Origin of the sequence: Helicobacter cetorum MIT 00-7128, assembly GCF_000259255.1 — a bacterium.
Lineage (GTDB): Bacteria > Campylobacterota > Campylobacteria > Campylobacterales > Helicobacteraceae > Helicobacter > Helicobacter cetorum_B.
In genome coordinates this window covers 137,467-160,186 of sequence record NC_017737.1, presented here as the reverse complement: position 1 = coordinate 160,186, position 22,720 = coordinate 137,467, and the positions used below count along the sequence as shown (strand labels likewise).

21 protein-coding genes are annotated in these 22,720 nt (G+C 35.5%); 11 read left to right on the top strand and 10 right to left on the bottom strand.

Annotated elements, in window-relative coordinates; translation table 11 throughout:
* Positions 1-351: 351 nt before the first annotated feature.
* Positions 352-795: a nickel-responsive transcriptional regulator NikR gene (nikR, locus tag HCW_RS00855; RefSeq protein WP_014660339.1), complete on the top strand. Its 444-nt coding sequence runs from the start codon at positions 352-354 to the stop codon at positions 793-795.
* A gap of 3 nt (positions 796-798) precedes the next feature.
* A complete protein-coding gene (nadD, locus tag HCW_RS00850) occupies positions 799-1,323 on the top strand; it encodes a nicotinate (nicotinamide) nucleotide adenylyltransferase (protein WP_014660338.1) in 525 nt (174 codons plus the stop codon).
* Here nadD and HCW_RS00845 read toward each other — a convergent pair.
* Together HCW_RS00845 and HCW_RS00840 are read right to left on the bottom strand one after the other, a co-directional pair.
* On the bottom strand, positions 1,320-2,081 hold the full coding sequence (locus HCW_RS00845) for a J domain-containing protein (RefSeq protein ID WP_014660337.1): 762 nt from the start codon (positions 2,079-2,081) through the stop codon (positions 1,320-1,322). The genes nadD and HCW_RS00845 overlap by 4 nt on opposite strands.
* Before the next feature lie 49 nt (positions 2,082-2,130).
* Positions 2,131-6,192, bottom strand: coding sequence for a vacuolating cytotoxin domain-containing protein (locus HCW_RS00840; protein ID WP_014660336.1), 4,062 nt, complete (start codon positions 6,190-6,192; stop codon positions 2,131-2,133).
* A 153-nt stretch (positions 6,193-6,345) separates the two neighbouring features.
* Here HCW_RS00840 and mnmA point away from each other — a divergent pair, with 153 nt between their 5' ends.
* Positions 6,346-7,374 carry a tRNA 2-thiouridine(34) synthase MnmA gene (gene mnmA / locus HCW_RS00835; RefSeq protein ID WP_014660335.1) on the top strand — a complete coding sequence of 343 codons (1,029 nt, stop codon included), beginning with the start codon at positions 6,346-6,348 and terminating at the stop codon, positions 7,372-7,374.
* 8 nt (positions 7,375-7,382) lie between these two features.
* On the opposite strand, the gene HCW_RS00830 is transcribed toward mnmA, so the two are convergent.
* A complete protein-coding gene (locus HCW_RS00830) occupies positions 7,383-8,519 on the bottom strand; it encodes a hypothetical protein (RefSeq protein ID WP_043902713.1) in 1,137 nt (378 codons plus the stop codon).
* Between the two features lie 180 nt (positions 8,520-8,699).
* Between HCW_RS00830 and dnaJ the strand changes: the two genes are divergently transcribed.
* The 3 genes from dnaJ to HCW_RS00815 are packed head-to-tail and all read left to right on the top strand — an operon-like array spanning position 8,700 to position 10,839.
* Positions 8,700-9,815, top strand: coding sequence for a molecular chaperone DnaJ (gene dnaJ, locus HCW_RS00825; protein WP_014660333.1), 1,116 nt, complete (start codon positions 8,700-8,702; stop codon positions 9,813-9,815).
* Positions 9,812-10,498, top strand: a complete 687-nt coding sequence (locus HCW_RS00820; RefSeq protein WP_014660332.1) for an AzlC family ABC transporter permease — start codon at positions 9,812-9,814, stop codon at positions 10,496-10,498. The genes dnaJ and HCW_RS00820 overlap by 4 nt, the downstream gene beginning before the upstream one ends.
* Positions 10,492-10,839, top strand: coding sequence for a branched-chain amino acid transporter permease (locus HCW_RS00815; RefSeq protein WP_014660331.1), 348 nt, complete (start codon positions 10,492-10,494; stop codon positions 10,837-10,839). The genes HCW_RS00820 and HCW_RS00815 overlap by 7 nt, the downstream gene beginning before the upstream one ends.
* Here HCW_RS00815 and HCW_RS00810 read toward each other — a convergent pair.
* The 6 genes from HCW_RS00810 to crdA all read right to left on the bottom strand — a co-directional run bounded on the left by HCW_RS00810 (position 10,829) and on the right by crdA (position 18,477).
* Positions 10,829-11,941: a sensor histidine kinase gene (locus HCW_RS00810; protein WP_014660330.1), complete on the bottom strand. Its 1,113-nt coding sequence runs from the start codon at positions 11,939-11,941 to the stop codon at positions 10,829-10,831. The two genes, HCW_RS00815 and HCW_RS00810, sit on opposite strands and share 11 nt — an antisense overlap.
* Before the next feature lie 55 nt (positions 11,942-11,996).
* Complete coding sequence (gene crdR, locus HCW_RS00805; RefSeq protein WP_014660329.1) at positions 11,997-12,638, bottom strand: copper response regulator transcription factor CrdR; 642 nt, start codon at positions 12,636-12,638, stop codon at positions 11,997-11,999.
* Between the two features lie 75 nt (positions 12,639-12,713).
* Positions 12,714-15,812: an efflux RND transporter permease subunit gene (locus HCW_RS00800; RefSeq protein ID WP_014660328.1), complete on the bottom strand. Its 3,099-nt coding sequence runs from the start codon at positions 15,810-15,812 to the stop codon at positions 12,714-12,716.
* A gap of 2 nt (positions 15,813-15,814) precedes the next feature.
* Positions 15,815-16,852 (bottom strand): efflux RND transporter periplasmic adaptor subunit, encoded by a 1,038-nt coding sequence (locus HCW_RS00795; protein ID WP_014660327.1) that lies wholly within the window; start codon positions 16,850-16,852, stop codon positions 15,815-15,817.
* Entirely contained in the window at positions 16,849-18,090 is a 1,242-nt protein-coding gene (crdB, locus tag HCW_RS00790; protein ID WP_014660326.1) for a copper resistance outer membrane protein CrdB, read from the bottom strand. The genes HCW_RS00795 and crdB overlap by 4 nt, the downstream gene beginning before the upstream one ends.
* Before the next feature lie 9 nt (positions 18,091-18,099).
* Complete coding sequence (gene crdA / locus HCW_RS00785; RefSeq protein ID WP_014660325.1) at positions 18,100-18,477, bottom strand: copper resistance determinant CrdA; 378 nt, start codon at positions 18,475-18,477, stop codon at positions 18,100-18,102.
* A gap of 187 nt (positions 18,478-18,664) precedes the next feature.
* Here crdA and fumC point away from each other — a divergent pair, with 187 nt between their 5' ends.
* From fumC to HCW_RS00760, 5 genes are all read left to right on the top strand, one after another.
* Positions 18,665-20,056 (top strand): class II fumarate hydratase, encoded by a 1,392-nt coding sequence (gene fumC, locus HCW_RS00780; protein ID WP_014660324.1) that lies wholly within the window; start codon positions 18,665-18,667, stop codon positions 20,054-20,056.
* Positions 20,057-20,059: 3 nt separating this feature from the next.
* Entirely contained in the window at positions 20,060-20,419 is a 360-nt protein-coding gene (locus HCW_RS00775; protein WP_014660323.1) for a type II toxin-antitoxin system PemK/MazF family toxin, read from the top strand.
* Positions 20,420-20,447: 28 nt separating this feature from the next.
* The gene (locus tag HCW_RS00770; protein ID WP_043902712.1) at positions 20,448-20,681 is read left to right on the top strand and encodes a hypothetical protein; all 234 of its coding nucleotides are present in this window, start codon (positions 20,448-20,450) and stop codon (positions 20,679-20,681) included.
* 271 nt (positions 20,682-20,952) lie between these two features.
* Positions 20,953-21,168 carry a hypothetical protein gene (locus HCW_RS00765; RefSeq protein WP_014660321.1) on the top strand — a complete coding sequence of 72 codons (216 nt, stop codon included), beginning with the start codon at positions 20,953-20,955 and terminating at the stop codon, positions 21,166-21,168.
* A gap of 9 nt (positions 21,169-21,177) precedes the next feature.
* A complete protein-coding gene (locus HCW_RS00760) occupies positions 21,178-21,762 on the top strand; it encodes a ribonuclease HII (protein ID WP_014660320.1) in 585 nt (194 codons plus the stop codon).
* Here HCW_RS00760 and HCW_RS00755 read toward each other — a convergent pair.
* Complete coding sequence (locus HCW_RS00755) at positions 21,737-22,357, bottom strand: flagellar biosynthesis repressor FlbT (protein ID WP_014660319.1); 621 nt, start codon at positions 22,355-22,357, stop codon at positions 21,737-21,739. The two genes, HCW_RS00760 and HCW_RS00755, sit on opposite strands and share 26 nt — an antisense overlap.
* Positions 22,358-22,720: the final 363 nt, after the last annotated feature.

The following is a 22,720-nucleotide window of genomic DNA, read 5'->3' as shown; positions in this document are numbered from 1 at the left end:
ATAAAAACTAGGTTGTTTATTATATTGATTTCATAATAACAAGTCAATAAATCGTCTTTGATAACTACAACCAATTTTAACTATCATTATGTTGAACTACGACCTTAATTCAGTATTACTTAAAATATTATTAGAATATTCTAAACGAATGGTTTAAATTGCAAAATGATTAGATTAAAATTAATGCAAACAAAGTAGCATAAAAAGGCATTGATTGTTTAAGAAATTAACAAAATGCTTTAATGATATTTTTATCTAATTTTTAGGATTTTTGAGTAGATTTTTGTTTGTTTTAGGACTAATTTAGATAGAATTAAACAAGGGCTTTTGTCCTTAAGAAAGGGGCTTTTTATGGATACTTTTAAAGAAGAATCAACGATTCGTTTTTCTGTTTCTTTACAACAAAATTTATTAGATGAATTAGATACTCGCATTATTAAAAATGGCTATTCCTCTCGCTCAGAATTGGTGCGCGATATGATTAGAGAGAAGTTAGTGGAGGATAGCTGGGAAGAGGGCGACCCTAGCGAAGAAGATAAGGTTGCTGTTTTAGTGGTAATTTATGACCATCATCAGCGAGAATTAAATCAACGCATGATAGATATTCAGCATGCGAGCGATACGCATGTCTTATGCACTACACATATTCATATGGACGCTCATAATTGTTTAGAGACTATTATTTTAAAGGGTAATTCTAGTGAAATCCAACGCTTGCAATTGGGAATTGGTGGACTTAAGGGCGTGAAATTTGCCAAATTGACCAAAGCCTCTAGTTTTGAGGTTAGTGAGTAGTTTTTGCAATTAGACAATTTAGGGCTTGAGCAACAAGAGATAGCTCTTTATGGGGGGAGTTTTGACCCCTTTCATCAAGCGCATTTAGCTATTGTTAAACAAACTTTAGAGTTATTGCCAATAGCTCAACTCATTGTTTTACCCGCTTATCAAAACCCCTTTAAAAAGCCATGTTTTTTAGATGCTAACACTCGTTTTAGGCATTTAGAAGAGGTGCTAAAAGATTTTGATAGGGTGCTATTAAGCGATTTTGAGATTAAGCAACAGCGTGCTGTGCCAACCATAGAAAGCGTGCGTTATTTTCAAGAGGTTTTAAAACCAAAAACGCTTTATCTTGTTGTTGGAGCTGATTGCTTAACAAGCTTGCCCTCATGGAAAAACGCTACAGAGCTTTTAGAGAGAGTAGAGTTGGTTGTTTTTGAGCGCATTGGTTATGAAAAAGTTGAGTTTAGGGGGCTTTATTTTCCCCTAAAGGGCATTGAAGTGCCGATTTCATCAAGCGCTATTAGACAAAAATACTTGCTTTAGGCGTATTTTTTAATATGGCGGTATGCCTCTTGAATAATCGCAAAGCGTTGGGCATAGAGCGCCTTTTTTTCTTTATGGGCGTGTAAGTCTGGGTGGTAGGTTTTAGCAAGCTCTAAATAGCGTTTTTTAACAATATCAAAATGCTCGTGTTTGATAAATCCAAGCGTCTTATAGCACTCTTTAAGTTTGCGTTCTGCCATAGTGGTATAGCTCTCATTGTCAAAGCCATTAGGATAGCTAAAATGTAAGCACACATTATGCACAATCCTATCTTTATTCAATGAAAGCACTAATTCCCAAAAATGCTCGGTGCTACTTCTAGTATGCAATTCATTATCAGCCTCTAAAATGATATAAGGCGCAAATTTTTGACACAAAAAGCGTTTAGCAGTGGGGTGTTCAGTGATAAAAAGCACATATTCTACACCAAAAGCCAAGACTTTAATTTCTGCATTTTCTAAAAGAGCGTTTTCTTTAGTGATTTTAATGCGTATAGGCAAGTGGCTTTTTTGTAAGATAGTTTCTAAAGAATGCTCGCTAATTTCTTGATTATGCTCGCAATCAAGCGCATGATAGACCCAATTTAGCAAGTAATTTTTCTTAAAGCATTCCATATCATTTAAAATCAATAATGATGAAGAGAGCATATGGCATTGGCTAAAGTGTTTTTTAGCATACGCTAAAACTTTTTTAAGCAACGAATGATTGTTTGGGAGCGAAATTTGCGTGTATCTCGCCAACAATTCAATTTTTGCCATTGCCTTTAAACTCTCCTTAAAATTACTCAAATCCTAATTATATCTAATCTTAAAACACATAGCGCATACCAAGATTACCCATAGTGCTAATATTGGTATAATTGAGATTAAAACGCATGCCAACACCTAAATTGATATATAATGAGCGCCATAAGCGCATTTCGCCTCCGGTGGTAAGATTAGCAAAAGTGCCATAAATCTGTCCGTTCCTATAGCTTAAAGAATTTTCACCTACAAAACGCACTACCTTATCACCTAAAGAATGCAAGAATAAATCCCTGCTAATCCCAGCAATAACAAAATAATAGGAGTGTTTTCCATAATAATGGCGTGTCTCTAGGGCAAGCTCTAAGTTTAAAACTTGCTTGTTAGCAGGGTTAGCTTGAATTTTAAATTGCTCATAAAGGGGGTTGATTTTATTCCCCAATAATTGCCCTACGCCAATATAATAGTAAGTCAAACCTAATTGAGGTTTAACCACAATAGAGCGGTGTTTGAATAAAAAGTCATATCCGTAGTTACTTGCAATTTGAGTGGTATAAGAATTGTAATTGTATTGTTGGTTAAGTGCTGAGAGAATAGGATTATTTGAAGAAAGTTTAGAATGATTGCCCCCATAAGTTTCATTGATTCTAAAGCTCAATTCTTGGCGTTTAAAAAACTTTCTTGCATAAAGACCTACACTCACATTATTAGCGCCATTTTGTATAAGACCTCCATTAAAATTGCTATAAGCATAAGCAATATAGCCTCCAATAATGATGTCTTTAATAAGGCTATCAGCCCCAATATTGACTCCATAAAGAGTGCCTGAGCCTTGAGAAATTAGGCTAACTCCCCCTAATGCGCTAAGCCAAAGGTTGTAATAATTTTTTTTAGAGGGTTTATAGTTAATGAGCGAGAGAACATCTTTATTAGAGGCACTTGCTAAGCGTATATTTTTATAGCGTTCAATGCTTTCATCAAAGATAAAAGGCTCTCTAGCATTAAAATCTGAGAGCTTAACTAAGCGATTCATTTGATTAATATAAGTGTTAGTTTGCAAATCTTGACTCGCTTGAGTTCTTAACGAAATGCTAGAGACTTGTTCTAAAGTGCTATTAAGGTCTTTAAGAATAGTTTTTAAATCTTGTGCGCTTGAATGCTCTAAATAAGAGGGGGCAAAAAGAGGGCTATGCGCCTCTATGATAAGTTGATTGAGCCACTTAAGCCCTTGAGAGCCTCCATAGGCTTTGACTTCATTTAAGGCATTTTGCCCTAAAATATTTTTGATGTATTGTGAGATGTTAGGGGCATTAGAAGTAAGACTAGCATTACCTATAGCAACACGAATTTGATTATAACCTAGGCTCAATTCCATAGGCTCATTTTGAGCGTTATCAAAACGCACAATAAGCCCATTATCCAAAACTTGAACGCTTTTGTTATCATAAGTAAGCTTGCCGTTAGCCCAAGTTAAATGATGGTTATTAAAATCTATTAAAGTATAAAGCTTGAGATAATCATTCAAATTTGTAAAAACATCAGCTCCATTTAAAAAATAGTTAATGCCCTTTTTAGCATTTAAAAGCGTGTAAGTGGTGTTGTTAGTGCTAGTGTTGAAACTTAAAAAGGCTTTATTAGAGGCATAGATATTAGCTTGTCCTTGAGTGCTTAAGGTGGCATTGTTGCTAAGGGAGAGATTAGCCCCATTAGAGAGCGTGAAATTGCCTTGAATGTCTTGGTTATTTTGTAATGCCATAGATTGCAAGATGTTAAGATTATTAGCTTGCAAAATGGCATTTGCACCTAAAGAAAGGTTATTGATAGTTGCATTAGCATTAAAAGTAATTTGAGCGTTAGCATTAATGCTCCCTTCATCTACAAAATTTTTGGCTGTGATTTCTATGGAATTATTTTGAGCGCTGATTGTGCCTTGATTTATGCTGAGGTTATTGTTTTGAGAAATAATATTAATCCCACTATTAGCATTAATGCTTTGAATTTGTATGTTAGAGGGGGTGCTAGATTGCAAGTTCAAAGTCCCACTAGCATTTTGAAAATTAAAGCTAGTTTTAGGGCTAAGATTCAAGCTTTTAGCGCTTTTAAAATTGATTGTGCCTCCATTAGTGAAGTTGAATGAATTGTCTCCTAACATATTCAAATTATCAGTATTGCTTGTAAAATTTAAAGTTCCGCCATCGCTATAGTTAAACGAGTTATTTCCCAAGAATTTAAGCGTGTTGGCACTAAAACTAATTTGTCCGCCATCTTTGAGGGTAAAAGAGTTTGTTCCATTAACATTTAAGGTGTTTTTAGCATTGAAACTAAAAGCATTTTCGCCAGACTTGCCTACGGCACTACTAAAATCGCTGTTTGAAATATTAATATTATTGCCATTAAAGTGCATGTAAGATTTGTAAGCGCCATCTTCAAGTTGCTTAATGGTTGCATTGGCAATATTGATGCTATCTGTAGCATTGAAAGTCAAATAGGCCGCTCCACCCGTAGAGCCATTGCCTGATTGCAAAGTGCCGGTAATATATATGCTAGGAGCATTATAAGTGCCATTAATAGTTCCGGCACAAATAATGCCCAATGTGCATTTGCCTACAATATCTCCAAACGATACCACGCTATTAGATTTAGGGGCTTTTAAATTATTTGCCCATGTATTTTTAGCCCCTATGACTAAAGCGCTATTTTTACCGGTAATTGTTTGTGTGAAAGAGGTTGGTTGCCCAAGAGATATATTGGGCGTGCCAGAGTTCCAAAGAATGAGTGGGTTTTTAGCACTAGATGACATAAGATAATAAGTAGCATTAGAGGTATCAAAGGTTTTTGTTTTAGGTAAGTAATAGGTTGATGGATTAAAAAACCCCGCTTGCCCATTACTTGTAATATCATTAGGATTATCCAAATTAAACGAATTGCTTTGAGTGGGCGTTGGAGTTGGTGTGATTGGTTTAGGTGTTGGGGCGGGTTTTGGCTTTGGGGTAGGTGTTGGTTTAGGCTGTGGAGTTGGTGTGATTGGCTTTGGCTTGGGTTTTGGTGTGTTCCCTAAAAATTTGGTTGTGATAGAATTTGAAGAGAAAGTTTCTTGAATAGTTTCATCTTGATTGTCAATATCATAAACCACATCATAAACATCGTTTTTTACTTCTTTATCACTAATAGCTTTTTGACCTTGATAATCAATCAAATCCCATAGAGAATTGGAATTATTGCCATAATTGATTGTCCCACTTGTATGAAGAATATCATAAGTTTGATTTTTAGAAAGCGTTTGATTGATGTTAAAAACAGCGTTAGGGCTAAAAGACACATTCCCCTTAAGGTCAGTAAAAGGTGTGCTTGAAGTTAAGGTGTTTGTGTGAGAAAAAATAACATCATTAGAGCCAAAATTAAAAGAAACCCCTTGATTAAAAGTATCGCCATTAAAGGTTAGATTGCCACTACTAAAATTATACACCCCACTATTAAAAGTCGTGTTATTAAAAGTTGCTTGGTCTTTAAAATCAATTTGTGAAGTATTATCGCTCTTTAATTGGGAGTTAGTTAAAGTAGTGTTGCCATTAAAAGTTAGGCTAGAGTTATTGGCTACTTGGATATTAGCGTTATTGGCGTTAATATTAGAGCTGTTTAGATTTAGGGTTGTATTACCCGGACCTCCACTATAGTTACCCCCTGCATTTAAGCCTACTTGTAGGGAATTGCTTAAGTTGATAGCTTGAGCGTTAATCGCATTATTAACTTGACTGCCATAATAGCTATAAAAATCATCGTTACTTAAAGAAATACTAGATTGCGCTAAATTAAGAGTTAAATTACCGCCCGCATAAATGAAGTTATTGAGCGTGTAATGGATGCCTTTATCGCCAATTAAAGTCCAACTTGTTCCGCAATACCAACCAAAGCAATAATAGCTACCATTGTTATAGAGATTACCTATACTATTGTTGCCATAGTAGTTATTAGCATTCATCCAACTAACAATGTTGCTATTTTTTCCTAAGTTATAGCTTTGCCCCACTAATTGATTTTCAAAAATCCCTAGAAACGCTAGGGCAGAGATAAGAGTTCTTTTGTAAAACATTTTAGAAATATTGTTTAAATTTTTTAGGGCTTTCATAAGCGTTTGGTTTGCCTTATTAATGTATTAATGGCTTATACATCGGCTATTCTAGCATGATAGATAAGGATAGTTTGAAAAACTTATTGTTATGCGTTATTTTTGTGCTAGACTATGAGCATAATTAAACCAACTGATAATGAGAAATAGAAGATGAAAATAGCCGTATTACTAAGTGGGGGTGTGGATAGCTCATATACTGCTTATAGCTTAAAAGAAGAAGGGCATGAGTTAGTGGGGATTTATCTTAAACTCCATGCGAGTGAAAAAAAGCATGACTTATACATTAAAAACGCTCAAAAAGCATGCGAGTTTTTAGGCATTCCTTTAGAAGTTTTAGACTTTCAAAAGGATTTTAAAAGTGCGGTTTATGATGAGTTTATCTCAGCTTATGAACAGGGGCAAACCCCTAATCCATGTGCTTTATGCAACCCTTTAATGAAGTTTGGACTAGCCCTAGATTACGCTCTAAAATTAGGGTGTGAAAAAATCGCTACCGGACATTATGCAAGGGTTAAAGAGATTGATAAAGTCAGTTACATTCAAGAAGCCTTTGACAAGTCTAAAGACCAAAGCTATTTTTTATACGCTTTAAGTCATGAAGTGATTGCTAAATTAGTGTTTCCTTTAGGGGGTTTGTTAAAAAATGATATTAAGCCTTTAGCTTTGAATGCGATGCCTTTTTTAGGCACTTTAGAGACTTATAAGGAATCTCAAGAAATTTGCTTTGTAGAAAAAAGTTACATTGATACTTTAAAAAAACATGTTGAAGTGGATAAGGAAGGCGTAGTCAAGAATTTACAAGGCGAAGTCATCGGCTCGCATAAAGGCTATATGCAATACACTATCGGCAAACGCAAAGGTTTTAACATCAAGGGGGCGTTAGAACCGCATTTTGTAGTTAAGATTGACGCTAAGAATAACGAGCTAGTTGTGGGTAAAAAAGAAGATTTAGCCACGCATTTTATAAAAGCCACCAACAAATCCTTAATGAAAGATTTTAAAAGTGGCGAATATTTAGTGAAAGCTCGTTATAGAAGTGTGCCAGCTAAAGCGTTTGTAAGTTTAAAGGGCGATATGATTGAAGTGGAATTTAAAGAGCCTTTTTATGGAGTGGCAAGCGGACAAGCTTTGGTGGTTTATCAAGATGATGTGGTGCTTGGTGGGGGCGTGATTATTTAAACCCCTTTTTATTTAAAATTTTCCAAGCTAGGAAAACCATGCAAATCTAAGGGGATATTTTTGATAAAAACCCTTTCATCATTAGAGTTTAAAGGCTTTGGATAGGAAGTTTTAGAATGCCCTTTAGCTAGAGTGGCTAGAACTTTTGCGTTTAATGCCATAGTTTCATTTAAAAATGCCATTTGTTGATTTAATTCGCTTAAAAATTCTACGCTCAAGGTTTTTAGGGTATGTTCATAATTGGCTAAGATTAAAGCTTGCTTGTCTTTATTATTCTTGGCGTTTTTCAATTCTTCGTCTCGCTTAATTAGGGCATTTTGTAAGCGTTGCTGTAAATGTTTGTGAGATAAATTAGGCTCTAAACATTCTTTGGCTTTAGGGGATTTTGAGCGAGATTTTTTCTTTGAATGAGACTCTGTTTCACAAAAACCTTGTGAAAAAAAGCTAGATTTAAGAGTTTCTAGGCGTTTTTCTAAGGGCAAAAAGGCTTTTAGGGCATCTTCTTTAGTTTCTAATTCTTTTTTTAAAAGATTTTGAAATTTTTTTAAGCGCAAGGTTTGATAGGTTTTAAAATCTGCTTGCATTAGAGCGTTGTATTCAAGCCTTTTGTTTTCCTCAAAATGTTGGTTGTGCGTGTCCTTAAGGGCTTGTTCGCATAAAGTTTTAAGAGAATCAAGCAAATCTAATTGCAAGAGCAAGCTAGAAGTTGCTTGGTCTTTGAGTAAGAAAAGGGCGCTGTTTTTTCCTTGAATCTCTAAAATATTATGCGCCTCATCTAAGTTATTAACAGAGCTTAAATAGGGGCAACGCTCTTTTAAGTAGTATCTTTTAGATTGTTTGTTTAAGCGCTCTTTTTCTATGTTGTCTTTCAAGCGTTTTTCTAAGGCTTGTAATTTTTCTAATTCTAAAGCGCTTTTATCTAGCAAGGGTTGAATATCCATAAGGCGGATTTGACTTGCATTTAAAAAGCGTCTTTGACTTGCTAGGGTGCTATTAGCCTTTTTGATTTCTTCAAGTTCTGCTTGGCTGTTAGTTAGCAAATTGTGATAAATGTTTAAACTCTCATTGAGTTTGTTTAGCATATCAGCAAGTTGTTCGTTGGAGCGAGCAAGCTTAGCGTTTGCTTGTGAATCTAAAGTCAGCATTACTTGAGCGTTTAGTGGAGCTAAAAATAGTGCGATAAGAATCATTAAGGGCATAATCTTTTGCCTTTTATTTTAATCTAGCATATGGCATTATTCTACTTGATTTTATGGGTTTAAAAAGGCACAAACCTATTCTTTTAAGATAAAATAAGAAATTTTTATTTCGTTTTTGGAGTGAATGTGGAATTAAGTTATTATGAAATACTAGAAGTGGAGCAAAATAGCAATCAAGAGACCATTAAAAAGTCTTATAGAAAGCTCGCTTTAAAATACCACCCCGACAGAAATCAAGGCAACAAAGAGGCTGAAGAGAAGTTTAAGCTTATTAATGAGGCGTATGGGGTATTAAGTGATGAAAAGAAACGAGCCTTATACGATAGATATGGCAAGCAGGGCGTAGAGCAAGGAGGCTTTTCTCAAGGCGGGTTTGGTGATTTCTTTGAAGATTTAGGCTCTATTTTTGAGAGTGCTTTTGGGGGCTTTGGCTCACATAGGGGTTCTAAAAAGCGTCAAAGCACTATTGAGCCTGATTTTTTACATGAGGTTGAGCTAAGTTTTAAAGAGGCCGTTTTTGGTTGCAAAAAAACCATTAAGATTAATTACCAATCTATTTGTGAAACTTGTGCTGGCACAGGGGCTAAGGATAAAGCCCTAGAGACTTGCAAGCATTGTAATGGTAAGGGGCAAGTCTTTACTAGACAAGGTTTTATGACTATGGCTATGCCTTGTTCGGCATGCAAAGGCGAAGGCACTAAGATTAAAACCCCATGCTCTAGCTGTAAGGGAAAAACTTACATTATTAAAGAAGAAACACTTGAAGTGCCAATTCCTGAAGGCATTGATAATCAAAATCGCATGGTGTTTCAAGGCAAGGGCAATGAATATGAGAAAAATAGAAGAGGGGATTTATATTTAGAGGCTATTGTTGAAGAAGATGAGCATTTTAAACGACAAGGCAATGACCTATTTATTGAGGCACCGGTATTTTTTACTTCAGTGGCTTTGGGAGCTACTATTAAAGTGCCTTCATTAAAAGGCGAATTAGAACTAAAGATTCCACCTAGTGCTAGAGATAAACAAGCCTTTACTTTTAAAAATGAGGGGGTTAAAAACCCTCAAAGCTCTTATAGGGGGAATTTAGTGGCAGTGCTAAAAGTCATCTATCCTAAGCATTTAAATGAAGAGCAAAAAGAATTATTACAAAAACTGCATGCGAGTTTTGGCTATGAGAGTGAACCGCATAAAGGCGTTTTAGAAACTTGTATTGGTAAGTTTAAGGATTTGTTTAAAAAATGAATGATTTTCTAAAAGCCCTTAAAAGCGCTTTCCCTTATACCATTTCTATTTTTTTGGGGTATTTGCTTATGGGAATGACTTTTGGGGTGCTTTTAGCCCAGCATGGTTATGATTATAAAATCGCCTTATTTATGGCGCTTTTCATTTATGCAGGAGCAGGGCAGTTTGCTACACTCTCACTTTTAAGCATGCAAGCAAGTCTAGTTAATGTGTTTGTAGTCATGCTTTTAGTGAATGCAAGACAAACTTGCTATGCGATTTCTATGCTAGAAAGGTTTAAAAACGCTAAATGGCGCTTGCCCTATTTAGCGCATGCATTAACCGATGAGACTTTTGCGCTCTTAAATTTGTATGAGCCTAAAGAGGGGGTCAATAAACAAGATTTTTTATTTAGTGTTTCATTGCTTAATCATTCTTATTGGGTTATGGGGTGTTTGATTGGCTCGCTTTTAGGCTCGCATTTTTCTATAGATACAGAGGGCATGGGGTTTATTATGACAGCCATTTTTATTGTGCTATTTATGGAGCAATACAAGCGCACCACTAACCATAAAAACGCATGGCTAGGCATAATAATTGCCATTATTTGTTTGGTGCTTTTTGGGGCTAAATATTTTTTATTGATAGCCTTAATTTGCATGATAATGGCTCTAATTATTTTTAGAAAGAAATTAGAATGTTAGAACATTCAACGCTGATTATTCTAGTGGTTATGCTTACAACTTATTTTACTCGTATTTGGCCTTTTATCTTTTTTAACGCTAAAAACCCACCAAGTGATTTTGTGCGCTATTTGGGTAGAGCCTTGTCATGTTCAGTCATTGGCATGTTAGTTGTCTATGGCTTTAAAGACACTCAAATTTTACAACCCCCTTATGGGATTAATGAGATGATTGCTTTATTGTCAGTTGTGCTATTGCATCAAGTCTTTAAGGCATTTGTTTTAAGCATTACTTTACCTACTGCACTTTATATGTGGCTAGTTCAAAGCCATGTTTTAGAAAAAACTTTCTTTAGTCTCTAAATTCTACACAAAACGAATTTTCATAAAAAGAACCATCTAAATAAGGTTCACTTGTAATGATTAGACGCATTTTATAATTATCACACACCCTTTTAACCAAGTCTAGCCCTATACCATAGCCTAACACACTAGAATTAAAGCGCACATAGCGAAGAGTTAGCTCTGTAATTTTATCCTTAGGAATTTCATGCCCCAAATTTTTAACTTTTAAAAACTTAGGCGTTAGCTCTACATGAATATGTCCATTGATTACATTGTATTTAATCGCATTCATCAGCAAATTACTATAAAGCGAAATAAAATCTTGCTCCCTAGCTTTAAGCTTGATTGTTGCAAGCTCACTTTTAAATTCAAGCTTATGATAGGCTATCATCTCAGTAAAAAGCTCATTTTCCTTTAAAATCAAGGCTTTTAAATCTAAAGATGTAGGCTTTTCGTTATTAATATCTTGCATGACCAAAAAAGAAAGCGAACGATACAAAAAGTTTATGCGTTTGATAGCCATTTTAATGCGATGGTGTTGCTTGTTATCTTCTAAGGTTTTCAAAGATAAGAGTAGGGCACTCATGGGGGTGTTGAGTTCATGGGTGGTGTTTTTTAGAAAATTATCTATGCGGGTGATTTCATTTCTAATGGGTTTTAAAAATAAGCGTGCTAGAAAAACAGCTGTAACAATCACGCATAAAAAAGCCAAGATAAATACCAAAACAATATTAAAAAATAGCGTTGAAAAGTTTAGGGGTTTAGGGCTTTTAAAAAGGATTTTAGCGATTCCTAAATGCGCAAAAGTCCTATCACCTATCAAATAGTAGTGGTCTTTAAAATGATAAAATCCTATTTCTTTGTGTTTAGCAATGATTTCTTGAGCCTCAGGGATTGTAGAATACATAATACGCCTTTTGCTATCCAAAAGGGCAAGTGCAGTATTTTTGTGGTGTGAGATAAAAGTTTCTAGGGCTTGTTGATACTTCCCATGAGATTGCATGTGTAATTCTATGATTTCGCTTGTAACTTGATGAGCTAATGAGCGTAAATTCTCTTGCATGCTTACTAATTGAGCATTCCTTTCATAAGAAAAAAACAACACGCTAATTACTAGCATTAAAACAAACGAAGAGCCTAAATAAGTCCCCAAAAAGAGTTTGAGAGATTTTTTTTCATAGTGGTTTAAAACAATAGCCCACCCCCTTATGCGTTTGTATACAATCTTTGCCTAAAAGCTTACGCAACACTTTAATATAAGTGCGTAAGGTGGAGCCATCAATAGGTTGCTCCCAAAGGTTATTTTCTAGAACTTGAGAGCTAATGATTTGGTTTTTATGAGCTAAAAAGTATTCTAAAAGCTTGGCGACTTTGGGTTGTAAAATTTCTTGTTGATTATGGATATTTAAAACGCCATTATAATAAGAAATGTTAGGCATAATCTCTATAGGCTCATCATTAAAAAACCGCTTAATGCGTGCTTCTAATTCGTCCAAATCAAAAGGCTTTTTCAAATAATCGCTCGCCCCTAAGCTAAAGGCGTGCTTTAAAGTGGTGTTATCTTGTAAAGCGGTGATGAAAATCGTAGGTGTAGAGATTAAAAAATCGTTTTTGATATTTTTAAATAATTCTAAACTATTCATTTTAGGCACTTGCACATCTAAAAGCAAGAGATTAAAACGCTCAATAGACAGCATTTCATAAGCTTCTATGCCATTAAACGCACAAGTTACTCCATAGCCCAAATGCTCTAAAAATTCCTTGATACTCTCACTTAAGAGATAGTCATCTTCTAGTAAAAAAATCTTTTTTTGCATGGGGGTATTGTAGCAAAAAGAAAGCTCAAAAAATGATAAAAAAGGGCTAACCCCTAGAGAAAGGGGTATAAGGGGCTATTTTTTAATTTTCACATTCTTAATCACAAAATACGCTGTAGGGATAATAAAAAGCGTTAAGACAACGCTACTCATCATACCCCCTAGCATGGGAGCGGCAATAGATTTCATAATCTCACTTCCTGTGCCATGACTATACATAATAGGAATAAGTGATGCAAGAATGCTAAAAAAAGTCATAAGCTTGGGTCTCACCCTAAGCACCGCTCCATGCATGATAGCGTCTTTTAGTTTGCTACTAGTTTGTTCTACTAAGGGTGTTTTAATAAACGCTTGATAGGCATCTTCTAAATAGATTATCATTACAATAGCCGTTTCACTCGCTACCCCTAAAAGGGCTAAAAAGCCCACTAATGCCGCTATACTCATATTAAAGCCCATCACATTCATAAAGATTAACCCCCCTAAGAACGCAAAAGGTAGAGTGAAAAAGCATAGTAAAGAATTAGTGAAATTCTTTAAAGCAAAGACAATTAAAATAAAGATGATAAAAATACTTATTGGCACGATGTATTGCAAAGTCTTAAACGCATCTTCTAAATACTTGCTTTCGCCACTAAATTCATAATAATACCCACTAGGCAATTTGACTTTTTCTAAAGCTTTTGTGGCTAACTCTCTATACAAATCAGAGCTTACGCCATTTTGGGGGACTATGTAAATGAAATTCACATTCAAGCCCTTTTCGCTTTTTAACACGGCTGGAGCGTTGTCATAATATACATGGGCAAATTCTTTTAAGGGCATGTAATTGTAGGCGGTTTTGATGTAGAGATTTTTTAATCTCTCAATGGTGTTTCTGTCTGTATCTTCTAGGCGTAAAGAAATAGGGTAGCTTTCTACACCATTTATCATGGTTGTGAGCGTAGCTCCGCCTAGGGCGAATTTAATCGTGTCTAGCACCGCACTTTTATTCACGCCATAACGAGCTAGATTTTCATCATTCAAATCTAGTGTGATGTAGTAGCCATTATTAGAACGCTCTGCAAAGACAGATAAGCTCTCTTTGAGAGTTTTAAGCTGTTGTTCCATTTTTATGGCTAATTCTTGTAATTTATCCGTATCATTCCCATATAGCTTGATGCCTAGTGGGGTTCTAATACCGGTTAAGAGCATATCCGTTCTGCCACGAATGGGGTAAGTCCATGAATTAGTCAAGCCTTTTAATTGTAAGGTTTTTTCTAATTTGTCTCTCACTTCTTTATAAGTAAGCTTTTCTTTCCATTCGCTTTGTGGTTTTAACTCAATGTAAGTTTCTATCATGGCTAAGCCTGCAGCATCGGTGCTCGTGTTTGCTCGCCCCACTTTACCAAAGACTTGTTTGACAAAATCTAGTTGCTTAATAGCGGTATTGCTTTTTTTCAAATATTCTAGGGCGACATCAATGCCTACGCCATTAGTCGTTACAGGCATATACATCACAACCCCTTCATTAATTTGGGGTATAAATTCCCAGTGGAGTTTCTTATAAGTGAAATACAAGCCCCCTAAACCTAGCACACTAACCGCTAAAAAGACGTATCTAAACTTAAGGACAAAATTCAAGCACACGCCATAAATTTTGATGAAAAAGGCGTTAATAGGGTTTTTAGATTCTTCTAAAATCCGCCCTTTAATGAGCCATACCATTAAAATGGGGACTATTGTAATAGATAATAATGCCCCTACAAGCATGGCAAAAGTTTTGGTATAAGCTAAAGGAGCAAAAAGTTTTTCTTCTTGACCGGTGAGTGCAAAAATAGGCAAGAAAGAGACCACAATAATCATTAAGGCAAAGAATATCGCCCCCCCCACATGCTTAACCCCTTCCATAATGCCATTAACTCTTTGAGTGTTGTCATTCATATCAATGTGTTGCAAATGCTTGTGAGCGTTTTCTACCATAACAATGGCGGCATCTACCATAGCCCCTATAGCAATCGCAATGCCCCCCAAACTCATAATGCTTGCTTCAATGTTAAAATACCGCATAAGCAAGAAAGAAATACACACGGTTAAGGGTAGAGTGATAATCACCACTAACGCACTTCTAAAATGCAATAAGAAAATCGCAATAATGATTAAAACAATCACGCTTTCTTCTATGAGCGTATGGACTAAATTGTCAATACCTTTTTCAATCAATTCGCTTCTATCATATACGCTTGTGATTTTCACATCAGGGTTACTCGCTTGTAAGGTGGCGATTTTTTCTTTAATAGCTTTTAAGACTTTATAGGTGTCAGCGTGATACCTTACCATTACAATTCCGCCCACCACTTCCTTATCGCCATTGAGATTAGCCGCCCCCCTGCGTGGTTTTGGTGTTAATCTCACGCTGGCTATATCTTTGATTTTTAAAGGGATTGCCCCTTCTTTTTTAACCACGATTTCTTCTAAATCTTTCAAGGATTTGATATAGCCAGACGCTCGCACAATTTTTTCAAACCCATTTTCTAAGATAATACCCCCACCGGTGTCGTTATTAGATTTTTTAATCGCATTTGTGATTTGCTCTAAGCTTAGGTTATAACGCACTAAAGCATCATTTCTAAGCGTAACTTCATAATCCTTGACAAAGCCCCCCACACTTGCTACTTCACTCACCCCATCAACGCCTAAAAGAGCGTAGCGGTAATAAAAATCTTGTAGGACTTTCAAATCGCTTAAATTCTTGCTATCGCTATGCAAGGCGTATTGATACGCCCAGCCAATAGAAGTAGAATCACTTCCTATTTCTACTTTAGCATCTTTAGGCAAATTACCCACTCTATTTAATTGCTCTAAGACCCTATCTCTTGCCCAGTATAAATCTACGCCATCTTTAAAAATGATGTAAATTAGCCCGCTTTCATAGCTAGAAATGCCCCTAACCGTGTCAATATTAGCAATACTCATAAAGGTAGAGACTAGGGGGTAGGTAACCTGCTCTTGCACAATTTTTGGGCTTTGATTGGGGTAGGTGATTTGCACGACCACTTGTGCGGGGCTTAAATCCGGCAAAGCGTCTAAACGCACGGTTTTAATCGCCCACATAGAGCCTAAGAAAATCAGCAGAGTGGCTAGAACGGTTATAAGCTTGTTTTTAACGCTTAAATCAATGATTTTTTCTATCATTTTTAGTAATCCCCATTATTTTGAGCGTCCGCATCTAGCACAAATAAAGCGTTATTAGCGACTTCTTCGCCTACATCAAGCCCTTCTAAAACTTCATAACTCCCATCGCTTAAACGAGTGGCTTTAATCTCTAGGGGGGTTAAGCCAAAATCATCTTTCTTGAACACAATTGCCTTACCCTCTTTAATTAGCACCGCCTCTTTAGGCAAGATTTTCATTTTTCTAGCTTTTTGAAAGATTTCCACTTGAGCGAACATGTTAGGATAGTAGAGTAGTTTGGTATTAGGCACATTGAAACGAGCCTCTAGCATTTTGTCCTTTTCATTGACAATAGGATTGATGTTTTCAAGCGTGATTTCTTGTTTGTTTTTAACCCCTTCTACAAACAAAGTGGCTTTATTAACGCCCTTTAAAAACTCCAAGTCCTCTTGATTAACTTTAGTGATTGCCCATAGTTTAGTTAAATCTATGATTTGAAAAAGCTCTTGTCCTTTTTTGATAAAGCTCCCTTCGTTTAAATCCTTGCTTTTTCTAAAAATAATCCCGTTGAAACGAGAGTAGATATTGATTTCGTTTTGGACTTTATGGGTGCTAATCACCTTTTCAATGCTAGAGTTTTCCAAGCCTAGCAAGCGTAATTTTTCTTTAATGGCATCTACTTGATGATTAAATTTCAATGATGATAGCAATTCGCTTTGCACGCTCACTAATTCGGGCGAATAGATAGTAAGTAATTTATCGCCTTTTTTAACGGGCGTGTAAGTCCTATTGGTATAGAGTTTTTCTACATAGCCATCAAAACGCACATTTTGAGAAAAAATCAATCTTTCATCGGGTTCTAAAGTCGCATAATAGCGCCTACTTTGAGCGAATTCTTTTTCTATGACCTTAATAGTAGAGATGTTAAAATGGGTTTTGCTTTTGGGTGTAGGCGCTTGAGCGCTCTCTTTATTATTGGGGGTTTCATTATTGGCTTGGTTGAGAGTAGCATTTAAAGAAGTGAATGCTAATGTTAGCGCTAAAATTAAAGAAAGTTTCATTCTAATCCTTTAAGGTTTTGTAAAGACAAATAAGTGCTATTTAAAGCGCTTAAAGTTTCAATTTGAGTGATTTCAATGTTGATTTTGTCATTGAAAGAATTGTAATAAGCGTTATAATCGCTACCAGATGGCAAATCAGACGCATAAATTTGCACAATTTTTTCATTTTGCTCTAATATTTTATTGATTGCTTGCAAGTTTTTTTGCAGGGTTTCAATTTTTTTGATGAGCTTTAGTGCTAAATGGTGTGTGCGGTTTTTGGCGTTTTCCACTTCGCTTTTAGAGGCTAGACTCTCTCTTTTTTTTTGCTCTACTAATCTAGCTTGCTTGCCATATATAGGTAGGGGGATTGCCATACCGATACTAAACATATCATAGTTATAGTAGCGTTGGCTACGGAAATAATACACGCCGGTAATATTCACATCATCAAAAAAGCTTTTTTTAGCAAGGGTAATATCCTTTTGCGCTTTTTGTTCGTCAATTTTAGCCATAGCAATGTCGTAGTTGGTATTATTGATTTTTTGCATTTCTTGTTCTTTGTTGAGCTCAAAATCTTTAGGAGCTATGCTTAAAAGCTCATTTCCTCCAAAAGTTAGCTCACTCATTACATAATGGCTATTGGACAAAGCGTCTTCTAAATTATTCTTTTTGATTTCTAATTGCGATTTTAAAATTTCTAATTTAGCAATCGCTACAAGATTGGGCGAGCTAGAATTATTGGCTTTATAGAGAGTATTTTCTAAATTTTTAATCGCTACTTCTAAAAGCTTGAGTTCTTGTTGGTTCTTATAATTTTCAATACCATTTATCATCAAGTTAATCGCTAATTGTTGTTTGGTTTTTTTGAGTTCTAAAATTTTTTTCTGTTTTTCTAAGTCTATAATTTTAGACTGAGTGAAACGCTTACCATTTAAATCTACTTTTTGAGATAGACCTAAACTCATGTTTTGCATTAAGGTGCTATCAAGCCTATAGAAGTTGCTCACACTAGCATTGTTATAACCTAGGTAAAGAATAGGGTTATCCCATTTGCTGACTACTTTTGCTTTAGAACTTAGAGCATCAATTTGGTCTTGCAAGGCTTGTATTTTTTGGTTTTTTGAAAGATATTTAGAATAAATTGTAGTTATTTGAATATTGTCTTGTGCTAAAAGCTTTGCACTGCATGTAAGCCCGACTAAAAAAAGTCCCAAAAAGCGTGCGAACACGCCTTTTTTAAAAAATAGCGTGCACATGCAAAACCCTTATAAATCTACACTTGTTTTAGTGCGATAAGTTTTACCCTCTTTAGACTTAATATCTACTCTCACTTGCCATGTCCCACTCATAGATAAGTTTGCTTTAGCCTCATAAGCACCATCTTTTTCGCTTACTTTAGTCATTTCTTTCATCGCTGGCATACCGGGCATTTCAGGCATTAAAAATTGCACACGAACTTGAGCTTTTTCTAATGCCTTGCCATTTAGAGTAGGATTAAGCACAAAAGTGTTTTCGCCTTTAGTAGGATTACCTACAGACTTGATTTTGACTTCCAAATCATTAGCCTTGAGAGTTTGCTCCCATGCGCTCAAACCTGTAACGCTTAACAAGCTTGCTAAAACTAGTGTTGCCAATTTTTTCATAATGACACCTTTCCAATTAAGATTACAAGGATACCCTTGCTTATGCGAGCCATTCTAATGGTCTTTTGTGTAAAAATTGTGGAAATAATGGGCTAGGTTTTTGATTTTTATAAGGTCAGTTGTAGGTTAGTATAAGAGTTTATGCTATCTTGTTATGGTTTTTAAATTTAAATTTTAAAGGATTAGCATGCAATTTAGAATTGAACATGACACTATGGGCGAAGTTAAAGTAGATGACAGCAAATATTGGGGGGCTCAAACACAAAGAAGTTTTGAAAATTTTAAAATCGGCACAGAGAAAATGCCAAAAGAATTAATTGGAGCGTTTGCAAAGCTTAAAAGAAGTCTAGCCATTGTCAATCATAAGCTAGGAAAATTGAGTGAAGAAAAATCACAAGCCATTGTTAAAGCGTGCGATAGCATTTTAAAAGGTGAGTTGTGTGGCGAATTCCCTTTAGCTATTTGGCAAACGGGTTCTGGTACACAAACTAATATGAATTTAAATGAAGTGATAGCTAATAAAGCCACCGAGATTTTAGGGGGTAATTTTAGAGAGAAGAAACTCATCCACCCTAATGATGATGTGAACATGTCTCAAAGCTCAAACGACACTTTTCCTACCGCTATGCATATTGTGAGCGTGCTAGAAATCACGCATAAATTACTTCCTAGTTTAGAGAATCTATTAAAAACTTTCAAAGAAAAGAGCGAGAAATTTAAAGAGATTGTTAAAATCGGACGCACGCATTTACAAGACGCTACACCTTTGACTTTGGGGCAAGAATTTAGCGGTTATGTGAGCATGCTAGAGCATAATAAAGCCCAGATTTTAGAGAGTTTGGAGCATTTAAGAGAATTAGCCATAGGTGGCACAGCGGTAGGCACGGGGCTAAACGCACACCCAGAATTGAGTGAAAAAGTGGCTGAAGAATTGACGCAATTTAGTGGCGTGAGATTCATCTCAGCCCCTAATAAATTCCACGCACTCACTAGCCATGACGCACTCACTTATGCCCATGGGGCTTTTAAAGCCCTAGCTGCAAATTTAATGAAAATCGCTAATGATATTAGATGGCTTGCTAGCGGACCACGCTGTGGTTTGGGCGAATTGAATATCCCTGAAAATGAGCCCGGTAGCTCTATAATGCCCGGAAAAGTTAATCCTACACAATGTGAAGCCATAACTATGGTAGCCGTGCAAGTTATGGGTAATGATACCGCCATTGGTATTGCTGCAAGTCAAGGTAATTTTGAGTTGAATGTTTTTAAGCCTGTGATTATTTATAATTTCTTACAGAGTTTAAGGCTATTAGCAGATAGTATGGAGAGTTTTAATGCCCATTGTGCGAGCGGCATTGAGCCTAATAGGGAAAAGATAGATTATTACTTGCACCATTCTTTAATGTTAGTAACCGCTCTCAATCCGCATGTGGGCTATGAAAACGCCGCCAAAATTGCTAAAAACGCCCATAAAAAAGGCATTTCTTTAAAAGAAAGCGCTGTGGAGTTAAATCTATTGAGTGCTACTGACTTTGATAAATTTGTGGTGCCTGAAAAAATGATAGGACCTAAGGCGTAACTAGTGCATACAATACAAGAAAAATTTCCAAAAGAGCAAGGTCAAATTTGGATGGTTGAACTTGGAAATTCTAATTGCAAGGGGCATGAGCAAAGAGGCTCACGCCCTTTTTATATTATCTCTTGTAACACCTATAATGAAAAATCAAAAACCTACATAGGATTTTTTATGAGCACAAGCCCCAAAAAAGAACAAAATATTTTTGCATGTCAAGTTAAAGGGATAGAAGGGCATGTCAATGTGTCTCAAATTAGGACTTTAGATGATGAGCGTTTTATAAAGTATGTGGGAAAAAGTTCCAAAGAAGAGCTAAGAAAAATTTTAAAATGTTTTAAAGAGAATATTTTAAAAGTTGATTTTTAAAAAGGTTTTTAGCATAGGAGAGAAAAAAATGCTACTTAATCAAGCCACTAAGTCTAAAGAAATTCGTGAGCTTTTGAGGGAAGTATTAAATAATAATAAAAGCTTAGGATTGTATTTGGATATGGGAGGCAAGCATGCAAAGCTCACTAATGGAATACACTCTTTTCCTATTCCTTCATCGCCAAGTGATAGGAAAAGCGTGAAAAATTTTCAAAAGGAACTAGCAAGGTTTCTTGAAATGCTTAAGGGTAGTCCTTTGTAGGATAGGGTAAGTTAAATGTGTATTTTTAATGGTATTAAGTTTTAGGTAGCTTGCTAGTTGTTAGGAACAATATGAAAAAGCTAGGATTCTAACATAAGGGGCGTGGAGAATTGATAATTTTAAGGTTTTGCACGCTCTTAATTATGGCTTAATTTAACTCATTAAAATGTTGCTTTTTTAATAGGCTTTGATAACCAACTAAAATTGGGGTTTTAGACTTTGTTATGAAATAAAAATTGTTTAAATAAGAAAAAGCAAAGGAGAAAGAATAGTGAAAAGAGTAAGTAACCATAAAGAAGTTAATAAAATTATCAAAAAGTATGGCAAACTCCTTGGTTTAAAAACGACTAGGAATAAAAAGCATGCAAGCTTAAGGTGTGGAAAACATCGCTTAACTTTTTCTTGCACGCCTAGCGATGGTAATAGTCATAAACAGCTAGAGCGTGATATTTTAAAAACTTTCGGCACTCTTTTGTATGTAAAATAGGATAGTTAAATGACCTTAGGCATTGATGAGGCGGGTAGGGGGTGTTTAGCCGGTTCGCTCTTTGTAGCTGGGGTGGTGTGTAAAGAAGAGATAGCCTTAGAATTTTTAAAAATGGGTGTTAAAGACAGCAAGAAACTCACTCAAAAGAAACGCTTTCTTTTAGAAGACAAAATCAAATCGTGCGATAGTGTGAAATTTCATATCGCTACAAAAAGTGCGGATGAAATTGATAGTTGGGGTTTAGGGGCGTGCTTGAAACTTGCTATGCAAGAAATCTTAGAAAATCTAAGCCTTTATGCTAAAGAGATTTATATGGACGGCAATACAGCGTTTGGTTTCAATCAAAAGTATCCTAACTTACAAACAATTATTAAAGGCGATGATAAGGTTACTCAAATTTCTATGGCATCCATTCTAGCTAAGACTTCAAAAGATAAAGAAATGCTAGATTTGCATGCGTTGTATCCACAATACGGCTGGGATAAAAATTGTGGTTATGGGACTAAGGCACACATAGAGGCATTAACTACATTAGGAGCTACGCCCTTTCATCGGCGTAGTTTTGTGATTAAAAAACACCATTCCTTGTTTTAAGCCTAAAAGAGGTTGGATTACTAAATAAGGTCTTATTGAGTATAGCGCTTATAGCTTTAGCATTCTCTAAAGAAAGCTCGGCATTTTGCTTTTTGAAATAGGCGCTAAGCTCTTTAGGGTCAATAAAGGGGAATTGCACCATAACATATAAGCGATGGTTGGTAGTATCTGCATATTGTTTGGCCAGAATGGATTTAGACACTAAGAAATCAACGATTTTAAACAAGCTATTGATATTTTTATTTTGAGTTTGGAGGGTTTCATAGAGGCGTTCTCGCATTTTTTTAGTAATTAGAATGGATTCTAAAGCACTATAGGCGTTTAACTTGGCTCTTAAGAAAGCGATTTTTTCGGCATTTTTTATTGGGGGCAATTTTTCATCATAGGGGATATAGTTAAAATAAAAGTCTTGTTTCCCGCTATTGATTGAGGCTGAACCCACATATTGGTTGCGAGGGTTATCTAGTTCAAAGAAATTAAGTTTAAGCCAATTAGGATAGTTGGCAATGTCTTGCAACTTTTCTGCGTAAGCAAGTGAGCTAAAAATACCTAGACTTAAAAGGGCGTATAAGCTTAAGGTTTTGAAGATTTTCATGTTAAATTCCTTTAAAATATATTTAAAATCATTCCTATTTTAATTTTGTTAGAAAATAATGAAAGGTTATTTTCAAACGACCATAAAATAGGCTTTTTGGAGTTTATAGCTAATTGTCTTAAGCAAACATGAAATAAATAAATAAATAAATAAATAAATGGTGTAAAATTTTATTTCATGTTTATTAAAAACCATGTTATTTATCATCTCTATTACCTACTGAAACCTTTAAACAAGGGACTATTATAAGATTAAGGCTCAATAAAAAGAGATATAGAGATGATAGAGATATGTAATAGCCTTTGATGAGTAATAAAAGTTTCATCTTTACAAAATTTCTCAAAAAACTTTATTTTGAGAGCT

Excerpts from the sequence above, each read along its gene's own strand:
- HCW_RS00755 (WP_014660319.1), bottom strand. The coding sequence starts at position 22,357 with ATGAAAATCTTCAAAACCTTAAGCTTATACGCCCTTTTAAGTCTAGGT.
- HCW_RS00800 (WP_014660328.1), bottom strand. The coding sequence starts at position 15,812 with ATGATAGAAAAAATCATTGATTTAAGCGTTAAAAACAAGCTTATAACC.
- mnmA (WP_014660335.1), top strand. The coding sequence starts at position 6,346 with ATGAAAATAGCCGTATTACTAAGTGGGGGTGTGGATAGCTCATATACT.
- HCW_RS00760 (WP_014660320.1), top strand. The coding sequence starts at position 21,178 with ATGACCTTAGGCATTGATGAGGCGGGTAGGGGGTGTTTAGCCGGTTCG.
- crdB (WP_014660326.1), bottom strand. The coding sequence starts at position 18,090 with ATGTGCACGCTATTTTTTAAAAAAGGCGTGTTCGCACGCTTTTTGGGA.
- HCW_RS00810 (WP_014660330.1), bottom strand. The coding sequence starts at position 11,941 with ATGCTAGTAATTAGCGTGTTGTTTTTTTCTTATGAAAGGAATGCTCAA.
- crdR (WP_014660329.1), bottom strand. The coding sequence starts at position 12,638 with ATGCAAAAAAAGATTTTTTTACTAGAAGATGACTATCTCTTAAGTGAG.
- nikR (WP_014660339.1), top strand. The coding sequence starts at position 352 with ATGGATACTTTTAAAGAAGAATCAACGATTCGTTTTTCTGTTTCTTTA.
- HCW_RS00770 (WP_043902712.1), top strand. The coding sequence starts at position 20,448 with ATGCTACTTAATCAAGCCACTAAGTCTAAAGAAATTCGTGAGCTTTTG.
- HCW_RS00820 (WP_014660332.1), top strand. The coding sequence starts at position 9,812 with ATGAATGATTTTCTAAAAGCCCTTAAAAGCGCTTTCCCTTATACCATT.
- HCW_RS00795 (WP_014660327.1), bottom strand. The coding sequence starts at position 16,852 with ATGAAACTTTCTTTAATTTTAGCGCTAACATTAGCATTCACTTCTTTA.
- HCW_RS00830 (WP_043902713.1), bottom strand. The coding sequence starts at position 8,519 with ATGCTGACTTTAGATTCACAAGCAAACGCTAAGCTTGCTCGCTCCAAC.
- fumC (WP_014660324.1), top strand. The coding sequence starts at position 18,665 with ATGCAATTTAGAATTGAACATGACACTATGGGCGAAGTTAAAGTAGAT.
- HCW_RS00845 (WP_014660337.1), bottom strand. The coding sequence starts at position 2,081 with ATGGCAAAAATTGAATTGTTGGCGAGATACACGCAAATTTCGCTCCCA.
- crdA (WP_014660325.1), bottom strand. The coding sequence starts at position 18,477 with ATGAAAAAATTGGCAACACTAGTTTTAGCAAGCTTGTTAAGCGTTACA.
- HCW_RS00840 (WP_014660336.1), bottom strand. The coding sequence starts at position 6,192 with ATGAAAGCCCTAAAAAATTTAAACAATATTTCTAAAATGTTTTACAAA.
- HCW_RS00815 (WP_014660331.1), top strand. The coding sequence starts at position 10,492 with ATGTTAGAACATTCAACGCTGATTATTCTAGTGGTTATGCTTACAACT.